Source organism: Isoptericola sp. NPDC060257, assembly GCF_042726645.1.
Classification (GTDB): domain Bacteria; phylum Actinomycetota; class Actinomycetes; order Actinomycetales; family Cellulomonadaceae; genus Isoptericola; species Isoptericola nanjingensis.
Window position 1 is genome coordinate 1 of the sequence record NZ_JBHXAW010000155.1, and the last position, 10,475, is coordinate 10,475.

Here is a 10,475-nt window from a genome sequence, read left to right on the forward strand (position 1 = left end):
CCCAGGGCCGGCGGGGGCGGCCGGAGCGGCAGGCCCGGCGGGTCGCGGCGCCGTGGGCGCGGCGTGCGCGGGGACGGCACGGGCCGGGCGGGCGCCCTGGCGCGCCGCCGCGGCGCGCCGCGCGGACCGGGACCGGGCGCCGAGCGGATCCTCCGCGATCTCGCGGGCGAGCGACTCGAGCTCCCCCGCGAGGGCGGCGGCGGACTCGGGCCGGCGCGACGGGTCCTTCTCGAGCATGCGCCCGATGACGTCCGCGAGCCCCGGGTGCACGTGCGTGGGCAGCGGCGGGACCGGCGCGTTGACGTGCGCGACGGCGATGTCGACCGGCGTCGAGCCCGTGAACGGGCGCTTGCCCGCCGTCGCCTCGTACGCGACCACCCCGAGCGCGTAGACGTCGGACGCCGCCGTCGCGGGCTGCCCCACCGCCTGCTCGGGCGACAGGTACTGCGCCGTGCCCATGACCATGCCGGTGGCCGTCATGGGGGCCTGGTTGGCGGCGAGCGAGACGCCGAAGTCGGTGATCTTCACGCTGCCGCCGTGCTCCAGCAGGATGTTGCCGGGCTTGACGTCGCGGTGCACCACCTTGGCCAGGTGCGCGTGGTGCAGACCCCGCGCCGTGGCGGCGAGGATCGGCAGCAGCTTGCGGGGCGCGACGACCGGCTCGCGCTCGAGCAGGTCGGCCAGAGGCTCGCCCAGCACCAGCTCCATGACGAGGAAGCCGGCGCCGTCCTGCTCGCCGTAGTCGTACATCTGCGCGATGTTCGGGTGGGACAGGGCGGCGCTGTTGCGCGCCTCCGTGCGCAGGCGGCGCAGGAAGTCCTCGTTGCCGGTGTACTCCTCACGGAGCACCTTCACCGCGACCTCGCGGCCCAGGTAGCCGTCGTCGGCCACCCAGACCTCGCCCATGCCGCCGATGGCGATACGGCGCGTGAGGCGGTACCGCTCGCCGAGCGCGAGCCCCGTGGCCGGCCTCATCCGTTCAGCACCGCTTCCATGACGGCCTTGGCGATCGGTGCGGAGACGGAGCCGCCGGTGGCCTGGCCGCCGAGCTTGCCTCCGTTCTTGACGACGACGGCGACCGCGACCTGCGGGTCCTCCGCCGGCGCGAAGCCGGTGAACCACACGTGCGGCGGCTGGGAGTTGTCGCCGTGCTGGGCGGTGCCGGTCTTGCCGGCGACGGTGACGCCGGGGATCTGGGCGCTCGTGCCCGACCCGGACTCGACGACGCTCTTCATCATGTCCGTGAGCTGGCCCGCGGTCTTCTCCGAGACGGCGCGGCCGAGGCTCGACGGCGAGGTCTCACGGACCACCTCGAGCTGCGGGTCCCGCACGGTGTCCACCGAGAAGGGCTGCATGACCTCGCCGCCGTTCGCGATCGCTGCGGAGATCATCGCGACCTGCAGCGGCGTGGTGGCGACGCTGCCCTGGCCGATGCCGGACAGCTCGACCTGCGCCGTGTTCATCTCGTCCGGGTCCGGGTCGTACTGGCTCGCCGCGGTCGAGAACGGGACCTCGAACCGCTTGCCGACGCCGAACTTCTCGGCCTGCTCGTTCATCGCGTCGGCACCGAGCTCGCCGCCCAGGCCGAGGAACGCGGTGTTGCAGGAGATCCGCAGCGCGTCGGCCAGCGTCATCTTCCCCGACGACGCGCACGACGTGCCTGCGAAGTTGCCGACCTGCGTGTTCGTGCCCGTCAGGGTGTACGAGGACGGCGCGTCGATCACCGTGTCGGGCGTGTAGTGGCCGCTCTCGAGCGCGGCGGCGGTCGTGACGAGCTTGAACGTCGACCCGGGGGGCGGGTTCCAGGACGTCGCGCGGTTCACCAGCGGCTCGTCGTCGTCGTTGAGCAGGTCGGTGTACGCCTGCCCGGCCTTCTTGGTGGAGTGCGACGCCAGGTCGTTGGGGTCGAAGGACGGCTTGGACACCATCGCGAGGACGGCGCCCGTCTTGGGGTCGAGGGCGACGACGGCGCCCTCCTGGTCGCCCAGGGCGTCCCACGCGGCCTTCTGCGCCTTCGGGTCGATGGTGAGCTCGACGGAGGAGCCCTCCGGGTCACGACCGGTGAGGAGGTTCTGCAGCCGGTCCACCCACAGGGCGTCGGCCTGACCGTTGAGGTAGTCGTTCTCCGCGTGCTCGATCGCCGTCGTGCCGTTCGCGAGAGAGAAGAAGCCGGTGAGCGGTGAGTAGAGCTTGCCGTTCGTGTACTCGCGCTGGTAGCCGAACTCGTCGTCGACGGGCTTGGACAGCGCGACGGCCTCGCCGCCGACGACGATCGGGCCGCGGGCGCGCCCGTACTCGGCGTAGATCGAGCGGATGTTGCGGGTGTCGCTGTTCAGCTCGTCGGCGTGGAAGAACTGGATCCACGTGGTCGACACCATGAGCGCCAGGAACATGACCATGACGACGCTCGCGAGCCGGCGCAGGGTCGTGTTCACAGGTGCTCACCTCCAGTCGTTCCTCGGGGATCGTCGCGGCGCGGGTCGAGCGGCCCGCCGAACGCCTCGGTGGGGTGCGACGGCGTCGACCCGCGCGACGGCGCGTCCGCGGCCGACCGCCGGACGGGGACGCCGCCGCCCGGCGTCGTCCCGTCGTGCGCGCCGACCACGATGGGGTCGTGCATGCCGCCGCCCTGCGCGACCGTGCCGCGCATCGGCAGCGCCGACGGGCGCCTGGCGTTGTCGGAGACGCGCAGCAGCAGCGCGATGACGATCCAGTTGGCCAGCAGCGACGACCCGCCCTGCGCCATGAACGGCAGCGTCAGGCCGGTCAGCGGGATGATGCGCGTGATGCCGCCGACGACGACGAAGAGCTGCAGCGCCATGACGAACGCGAGACCGCCGGCCAGCAGCTTGCCGAAGCCGTCGCGCACGGCGATGGCGGTGCGCAGGCCGCGCTGCACGATGAGCAGGTACGTCAGCAGGATCGCGAGCAGGCCGGTGAGGCCGAGCTCCTCGCCCAGCGACGAGTAGATGAAGTCGGAGAAGGCGTACGGCACGAGGTACGGGTAGCCCTCGCCCCAGCCGGTGCCGAACAGGCCGCCCGCGGCCAGCGCGAACGTGCCCTGCACGATCTGGTAGGACCCGCCGACCGCGTTGTACAGCTCGTTGTCGAACGGGTGCAGCCACACGTCCATGCGCGCTCCGACGTGCGGGAACACGCTCGCGGCGACGAGCGCGCCGGCCGCGAACAGCACGAGCCCGATGAGCACCCAGCTGAACCGCTCGGTGGCGAGGTAGAGCATCGCGACGAACAGGCCGAAGAACAGCAGCGAGGTGCCGAGGTCGCGCTCGAAGACGAGGACGGCCAGGGACGCCGCCCACACGATGATGATCGGGCCGAGGTCGCGGATGCGCGGCAGCTGCAGGCCGAGCACCTTCTTGCCCGCGAGGGCCAGGGTGTCGCGGTTGGTCACGAGGTACCCGGCGAAGAAGATCGCGAACGCGATCTTGGCGAACTCGGCGGGCTGCAGGGAGAAGCCGGCGATGTTCACCCAGATGCGGGCGCCGTTGATCTCCCGCCCGATGACGGGCAGGAGCGGCAGCACGACGAGCCCGAGGCCCACGAGCATCGCCGTGTACGTGAGGCGGCGGATCCACCGGTGGTCGCGCAGGAACCAGACGAGGAGGATCGCGATGACCGCGCCGAGCGCGGTGTACATCATCTGCGACCAGGCGTCGGCGCCCTTGGTGTCCGCGAGCTGGAGCCGCAGGATCATGGCCAGGCCGAGGCCGTTGAGCAGCACCACGGCGGGCAGGATCACCTGGTCGGCCCACGGGGCGCGGAGGCGCAGCACGACGTGCGCCGCCGCGGCGATACCCGTGAGGAGCAGGCTCACGGCCCAGAAGTCGCCGGGCAGCTCGCCCGTGACGCTGCGGCCGACCATCGCGAACGCGCTGATGCCCGCGGCCAGGGCGAGGATCAGCAGGAACAGCTCGGCCAGGCGGGCGGGACGGCGTTCGGTGGGCTCGACCGTGCGCCCGGCGGGGGTCTCGACGTCGACGCTCACCCCTTCGACCCCCCGTCGGCCTTGCTGTCGGCGTCGGTGGGCTGCTTCGTGGGCTTCGCGGTCGACGTGCTCTTCGAGGGGGACGGCGAGCTCGAGGGGCTGGCGGAGGGGGTCGGAGACGGTGTCGGCTCGGGGGCGGCCTCGGCGATGAGCCGGTCCGCGCGCTCGCGAGCCTCGGCCTCGGACGACGCCCGGATGGACCCGTCGAGGCGGTCCGCCCAGTAGTCCGGCAGGTCGGAGACCGGGGTGCCGGTGAGCTCCACCGGGGTGGAGAGGGTCAGGGGGCCGGCGCTGGCCGGGATGCCCTGGAAGACCGCGACCTCGCCGTCGGCGACGCCGACGTAGTACTGCTCCTGCGTCCACCCGTACGCGCGCCACAGGCCGTACCCGACGCCGCCGAGCACCACGAGCACCACGAGCACCGTGATCCACGGCCGGCGCTTGCGGGCGGGCCTGGCGTCGTCGTCGGCGTCGTCGTCCTCGGGGTCGTCCGGGTCGTCGGACGCGCCCTGCTCGGTGGGCGCGGGGTCGTCGTCCGGGTCGTCGGCCGGCGTCTGGAGGACCGCGGGGAGCTCGCCCGTGGCGGCTGCGCCCACGACCTGCGGCACGGTCGCGCCCTCGACCGGGGCCGCCGTCGCGCCCTCCGCCACGGGGTCGTCGCCGTCGTCCACGACGTCGGCGACGACGACGGTGATGTTGTCGGTGCTGCCCGCCGTCATGGACAGGGTGATCAGCAGGTCGGCGGCCTCGTCGGGCGCCGCGGTCTCGGTGAGCACCTCGGTGATCTGCTCGGGCGAGACGAACCCGGACAGCCCGTCGGAGCAGAGCAGCCACCGGTCGCCGGCGCGCGCCTCGCGCACGGACATGTCGGGCGTGAGGTCGACGTCGAAGTCGCCCAGCACCCGCATGACGACGTTGCGCTGCGGGTGGTGCTCCGCCTCCTCCGGCGAGATGCGGCCCGTGTCCACCAGGTGCTGCACGAAGGTGTGGTCCACCGTGACCTGCGTCAAGCGGCCGTCGCGCAGCAGGTAGGCGCGGGAGTCGCCGAGATGGGCCATCACCAGCGTGGTGCCGGTGTGCAGCAGGGCGGTGACGGTGGTGCCCATGCCGACCAGCTCCGGGTCGGCGTCGCTGACGCGCACCAGGTCCTGGCGGGCGCGCTCGACCGTGTGCTCGAGGTCGGTCAGCGCCTCCTCGGGGCCGTGCTCCGTACGGTCGAGCGGGGCGAGGGCGGCGATCGCGAGGCGCGACGCGACGTCGCCGCCCGCGTGCCCGCCCATGCCGTCGGCGACGGCCAGCAGGTGCGGCCCGGCGTACGCGGAGTCCTGGTTGTTGGACCGCACGAGCCCGACGTCGGACCGCGCGGCGTAGCGCAGGGTGAGGGTCACGGAGCGGTCACCCCTGGAGCTCGACGACGGACTGGCCGATCCGGACGCCGACACCCGGCGCCAGCGGCTGCGGTCCCGACACCTGGGTGTCCCCGATGAAGGTGCCGTTCGTCGACCCGAGGTCCTCCACGTACCACTGGTCGCCCTGCGGGAAGATGCGGGCGTGGCGCGACGACGAGTAGTCGTCGTCGAGCACGAGGGTGCAGCCCGGCGACCGGCCGATGAGGATCGACGCCGAGGACAGCGGAAGGGTCGTGCCGGCCAGCGGGCCGGTCGTCACGACGAGGCGCGTGGGCCCGCCGCGCCGGGCGGGCGCGGGTGCTGCGGCGGCCGGGGCGCCCGCGGCGGGTGCGGGTGCGGCCTCCGCGCGACGGCGCTCGGACTTGGAGGCGCGCGGGGCGCCCCGGGGTGCCAGGTCGCGGCGCAGCACCGCGATCGCGGAGAGCACGAACACCCAGAGCAGCACCAGGTAGCCCAGCCGCAGCAGGGTGATCGTCAGCTCACTCATCCTGGGGGGATCACCAGCCTTCGTTCTGCTGGCCCGAGGCGCTGCCGGTCCAGAACATGATGCGGGTACGGCCGATGGTCAGGGTGTTCCCGTCGAGCAGCGTGGCCGCGGGCACCTGGTGGCCCTCGACGAACAGCCCGTTCGTGGAGCCGAGGTCGGTCGCGACGACGCCGTCCGGTGTCACGCGGATCTCCAGGTGGCGGCGCGAGACGCCCGGGTCGTCGACGACGATGTCGGCCTCGGCGTCGCGGCCGATGACCGTCACGGGGCCGGTGAGCAGGTAGCGCTGGCCGTCGATGTCGATGAGGGGGTGGCGGGTGGAGGGCGCCGCCGACGTGGCGGGGGCGACGTTGCCGCGCACGGTCGCAGAGCGCAGCTGGAAGCGACCGCCCGGCAGGTCCTCGTGCTCCTCGAAGGACACGCTGACCGGGCCGACGAAGGCGTAGTGCTGCGAGGCGGCGTACTCGGTGAGGTTCGTGGCCAGCTCGTCGGCCATCGTCTCCGCGCCCCAGGCGTCGATCTGCGAGAAGTCCGCGGACGACAGCTCGATCGTGAACTCGTTCGGCACGACCGTGCGGTCGCGCCCGACGACGGCAGCGCGGTCGTCGATCTCGCGCCGCAGGCGGCTCGCCAGCTCGACCGGCTTGATCTCGCTGTTGCGACCCACCTTCGCGAACGCGTTGTTCATCACGCGCTCCACGCCTTTCTCGAAGCGATCCAGGGCGCCCATGCCACCTCCTCCCATTGGCCCGACACGTCCGCGGGCAGACTATCTAGATCGTAGGCAGCGCCGCAGCACCACTCCTCCGCGCGGTGTGGATTTCCTGCGAACGCTCGGCGCAGAAGCGGGACCGGCAGGTCACGGTGCGGTGACGGCCGCCACGCTCGCCACCAGCGGCGGGACCATGCCCTTTCCGGGGTGCGCGAGGCCCTCGCCAGGCGATTGGGGACCACCCCCCGCGCCGTGCTAATCTTCTGCGGCACGCGCGAGTGGCGGAATAGGCAGACGCGCACGGTTCAGGTCCGTGTGCCCGAGAGGGCGTGGGGGTTCAACTCCCCCCTCGCGCACGTGAGGGGTTTCCCGGGAAGTCGGGGGCCCAGATGACGGGAAGTCCCGGTCGAGTTCAACTCGGCCGGGACTTCCGTCGTTTCTGAGGTCGGCGGCCGACCCGACGCTTTCAGCGGAGCCTGCGGAAGAACCCGCGAATGTCGTCGACCAGCAGGTCGGGCGCGTCGTGCGCCGCGAAGTGGGAACCGGTGTCGTAGACGTTCCACGACACGATGCTCTTGTGGTCCCGCTCGGCGAACGCGCGGATGGAGTGGAAGTCCCAGGCGAAGTTGGCCAGCCCCAGCGGCACGGTGGTCGGCTCGGTCGGCTTGTCCGTGGCGTGGAAGTCCTCGTAGTAGAGACGCGCGGACGACGCCGCCGTGTTGGTGAGCCAGTAGATCATCGTGTTCGTGAGCACGTAGTCGGGGTCGAGGTTCGGGCCGAGCAGCTGCGCGTTCCAGCCGAGCTGTCCCACCGGCGAGTCCGCGAGCGCGTGCGAGAGCGTCTGCGGGGCGGTCGACTGCAGCTTGTCGTACGCACCGCCGTTCTCCAGCCACCACGCCAGGAACTCGACGTTCTTCCGGTCCTCCGGTGACAGGTTCTCCAGCTCGGCGGGATCGCCGGAGGGGAACGAGAAGACCTGGGTCACGTGCACCCCGAGGACGTGTTCGGGGTCGCAGCGCCCGACCTCGGGCGAGATGAGGGAGCCGCCGTCGTTGCCGTGCGCGCCGTACTGCTCGTACCCGAGGCGGCGCATCAGCTCGGCCCACGCCTTCGCGATCCGGTACCGGCTCCAGCCGCGGTCGGTGGTGTGGCCCGAGAAGCCGAAGCCGGGCACCGACGGGATCACCAGGTGGAAAGCGTCGGCCGGGTCCCCGCCGTGGGCTCGCGGGTCGCTCAGGCGCTCGATCACGTCAAGGTACTCGACGACCGTCGTCGGCCAGCCGTGCGTCAGCAGCAGGGGGGTCGCATCCGCCTCGGGAGAGCGGACGTGCATGAAGTGCACGTTCTGCCCGTCGATGGTCGTCGTGAACTGCGGGTACCGGTTGAGCCGCGCCTCCCAGGCGCGCCAGTCGTACTCCTCGCGCCAGCGCCGGACCAGACCCTGCAGGTACTCGAGCGACACGCCGTAGTCGCTTCCGCCGTCGGGAAGCTCGTGGGTCCAGCGCACGCGCGAGAGGCGCTGGTCGAGGTCATCGAGGTCGGCCTGGGGGATGTCGATGCGGTACTCGGTGATGTCCATGGATCCCACTCTGGCGGCCTATCAGGAAGATCTGCTTCCTCATGGCGTGGGAATCTGGGGCCATGTTGGAGACCTCGGCCCGGCTGCTGCGCCTGCTCTCGCTCCTCCAGCTCCCGCGCGACTGGGCCGGTCCCGAGCTGGCCCGGCGGCTCGGGGTGAGCGGGCGGACCGTGCGCGCCGACGTCCAGCGTCTGCGGGACCTCGGCTACCCGGTCGTGGCCACGCGCGGGAACGTGGGCGGCTACCGCCTCGGCGCCGGTGCGGACCTGCCGCCGCTGCTGCTCGACGACGACGAGGCGGTCGCGGTCACCGTCGGGCTCCGCACCGCGACGGGCGGCGCCATCGCGGGGATCGAGGAGGCGTCGCTCCGGGCGCTGGCCAAGCTGGAGCAGGTGCTGCCCTCCCGGCTGCGCCGCCGGGTCGGCGCCCTGCAGGCCTACACGGTGCCCGTGCCCCGCGACGACACGGGACCGACCGTCGACACGGAGGTCCTGACGACGCTCGCCGCCGTCTGCCGCGACCGCGAGCGGCTCCGGTTCGACTACGCGGACCACTCCGGCGCGGCCACCGTGCGCGCCGTCGAGCCGTACCGGCTGGTGAGCTGGGGCCGCCGCTGGTACCTCTTCGCGTGGGACCTGGACCGGGACGACTGGCGGACCTTCCGCGTCGACCGGATGCGGCCGCGCATCCCCACCGGCCCGCGGTTCGCCCCGCGGGAGCTGCCCGACGACGTCGCGGCGTACGTGTCGAGCCGGGTCTCCGCCGCCGCCTGGAGATACCGGGCGCGGGTCACCGTGCACGCCCCTGCCGACGTGGTGGGCGAGCGGATCAGCCCGGCGGTGGGCGTCGTCGAACGCGTCGACGAGCACACGTGCGTGCTGGACACCGGGGCCGACACCGTGGAGACGCTCGGCGCGTACCTGGGACTGCTCGACGCGGACTTCGACGTCACCGGACCGCCGGAGCTCGTCGCACACCTCCGCCGTCTGACCGCGCGCTACGCGCGGTCGACCCCGCCCACCCCCGACCGGTGAGTGCCGGACACGTGCCCCCACGCTTCGCGTACCCCGTTCTCGTGCGCCCGCTCCGGCTCGTCGACCGAGGCTGTGGTCATCGGGTCGCCGACCACCTCGGCGACCTTGGGCAGGGCTGTCTGGACGGGGGCCCTCTACGCACGCGCGGAGGCGGCTGAGCGTGGGCTGAGCGGGTGAAATCTTCGGGCCTCGGACGACCGCCGCGTGCCGCACGGGAGGGCGGGGCGGGAGGCGACGGCCGACCGGTCAGCCCTCGCGAGGCCCGGGATCCCGGGCCTGCGGGACCTGTCGCCCCGCCGGCGAGGCCGCTCGCCGGTATCCGCTACCGCAGGTCCTGGACGGTCCGGGCGGTGGTTTCGGCGGGCACATATCACGGGCACCTGAATAAGATCCGCGCGGCTCACCTCTCCCCTCGAAAGGGTCCCCATGCGCATCCTGTCCAAGCTCGCGGTCACGACGGTGGCGGCGGCCTCGCTCCTGCTCGGCACCGCCGTCGCTCCGGCGACCGCAGCCACCGCCCCGGCGATCGACGTGACCTCGATCAAGGTCACGCCCTCCAACGGCAGCACCGGGACCAACTCCGCGACGAAGTACTACGACGTCCACACGAGCGTGAAGCTCGGCAACCTGAGCGGCTACGGCACGTACTGGTGGGCCGACATCTCCGCCGACGTCTACCGCGGCAGCACTCGCGTCGCCAAGAACCTCGACCTGGGCTCGGTCGCCTCGCAGAACTACAAGAGCCTGGACACCTACATCGCGGCGAAGTCGTCCTGGGGCCGCGGCACCTTCACGGTGAAGAACGTGCGCGTGGTGGTCGACACCGACTACAACTCGAGCACGCCGGACGTCACGCTCAAGGACACCTCGTACTCCCGCGGCACCTTCATGATGAAGTCCGCGATCGACGGCAAGCTCAAGTACGGCAACGTCATCCAGGTGACCTCGAGCGGCAGCCACAAGACCGTCAAGATCGGCCTGAAGAGGTACACCCCGTCCGGCTGGCACTCGTACTCGTACGCCAAGGTGAAGGTGCAGTACAAGAACTCCACCGGCTGGCACACGCGCAAGACGATCACCCTGGACAAGTACGGCCTGAAGACCTACAAGTTCACGGCCTCTCACAAGTACAACTACCGTGTCACGATCGCCCCGACCACGACCAACGGGGGCGGCACGACCACCGCGACCCCGAAGGTCTGACGCGTCGCACCACTGCAGCAAGGGCCTCCGGCCCGGGGGCGTCCC

Annotated in this window: 9 protein-coding genes and 1 tRNA gene; 3 read left to right on the forward strand and 7 right to left on the reverse strand. The window is 72.1% G+C overall.

Annotation, left to right across the window (positions count from 1 at the left end; genetic code table 11):
• The 6 genes from ACFWEK_RS13410 to ACFWEK_RS13435 all read right to left on the reverse strand — a co-directional run.
• Positions 1-975 (reverse strand): serine/threonine-protein kinase (locus ACFWEK_RS13410; RefSeq protein ID WP_430554364.1); only part of this gene is annotated, 975 nt, incomplete at its 3' end.
• Positions 972-2,435, reverse strand: a complete 1,464-nt coding sequence (locus ACFWEK_RS13415; RefSeq protein WP_430554365.1) for a peptidoglycan D,D-transpeptidase FtsI family protein — start codon at positions 2,433-2,435, stop codon at positions 972-974. The genes ACFWEK_RS13415 and ACFWEK_RS13410, both read right to left, overlap by 4 nt.
• Entirely contained in the window at positions 2,432-4,006 is a 1,575-nt protein-coding gene (locus ACFWEK_RS13420) for an FtsW/RodA/SpoVE family cell cycle protein (protein WP_430544860.1), read from the reverse strand. The genes ACFWEK_RS13415 and ACFWEK_RS13420 overlap by 4 nt, the downstream gene beginning before the upstream one ends.
• Positions 4,003-5,394 (reverse strand): Stp1/IreP family PP2C-type Ser/Thr phosphatase, encoded by a 1,392-nt coding sequence (locus tag ACFWEK_RS13425; RefSeq protein ID WP_430554366.1) that lies wholly within the window; start codon positions 5,392-5,394, stop codon positions 4,003-4,005. The genes ACFWEK_RS13420 and ACFWEK_RS13425 overlap by 4 nt, the downstream gene beginning before the upstream one ends.
• Before the next feature lie 7 nt (positions 5,395-5,401).
• A complete protein-coding gene (locus ACFWEK_RS13430; RefSeq protein WP_430544862.1) occupies positions 5,402-5,902 on the reverse strand; it encodes an FHA domain-containing protein in 501 nt (166 codons plus the stop codon).
• Between the two features lie 10 nt (positions 5,903-5,912).
• Entirely contained in the window at positions 5,913-6,632 is a 720-nt protein-coding gene (locus tag ACFWEK_RS13435) for an FhaA domain-containing protein (RefSeq protein WP_429762788.1), read from the reverse strand.
• Between the two features lie 254 nt (positions 6,633-6,886).
• Between ACFWEK_RS13435 and ACFWEK_RS13440 the strand changes: the two genes are divergently transcribed.
• Positions 6,887-6,970: transfer RNA gene (locus ACFWEK_RS13440), tRNA-Leu, on the forward strand.
• 110 nt (positions 6,971-7,080) lie between these two features.
• Here ACFWEK_RS13440 and ACFWEK_RS13445 read toward each other — a convergent pair.
• On the reverse strand, positions 7,081-8,193 hold the full coding sequence (locus tag ACFWEK_RS13445) for an epoxide hydrolase family protein (protein ID WP_430544863.1): 1,113 nt from the start codon (positions 8,191-8,193) through the stop codon (positions 7,081-7,083).
• Between the two features lie 62 nt (positions 8,194-8,255).
• Here ACFWEK_RS13445 and ACFWEK_RS13450 point away from each other — a divergent pair, with 62 nt between their 5' ends.
• Positions 8,256-9,227, forward strand: a complete 972-nt coding sequence (locus tag ACFWEK_RS13450) for a helix-turn-helix transcriptional regulator (protein ID WP_430544864.1) — start codon at positions 8,256-8,258, stop codon at positions 9,225-9,227.
• 426 nt (positions 9,228-9,653) lie between these two features.
• A complete protein-coding gene (locus ACFWEK_RS13455) occupies positions 9,654-10,430 on the forward strand; it encodes a hypothetical protein (RefSeq protein WP_430554367.1) in 777 nt (258 codons plus the stop codon).
• Positions 10,431-10,475 lie beyond the last annotated feature (45 nt).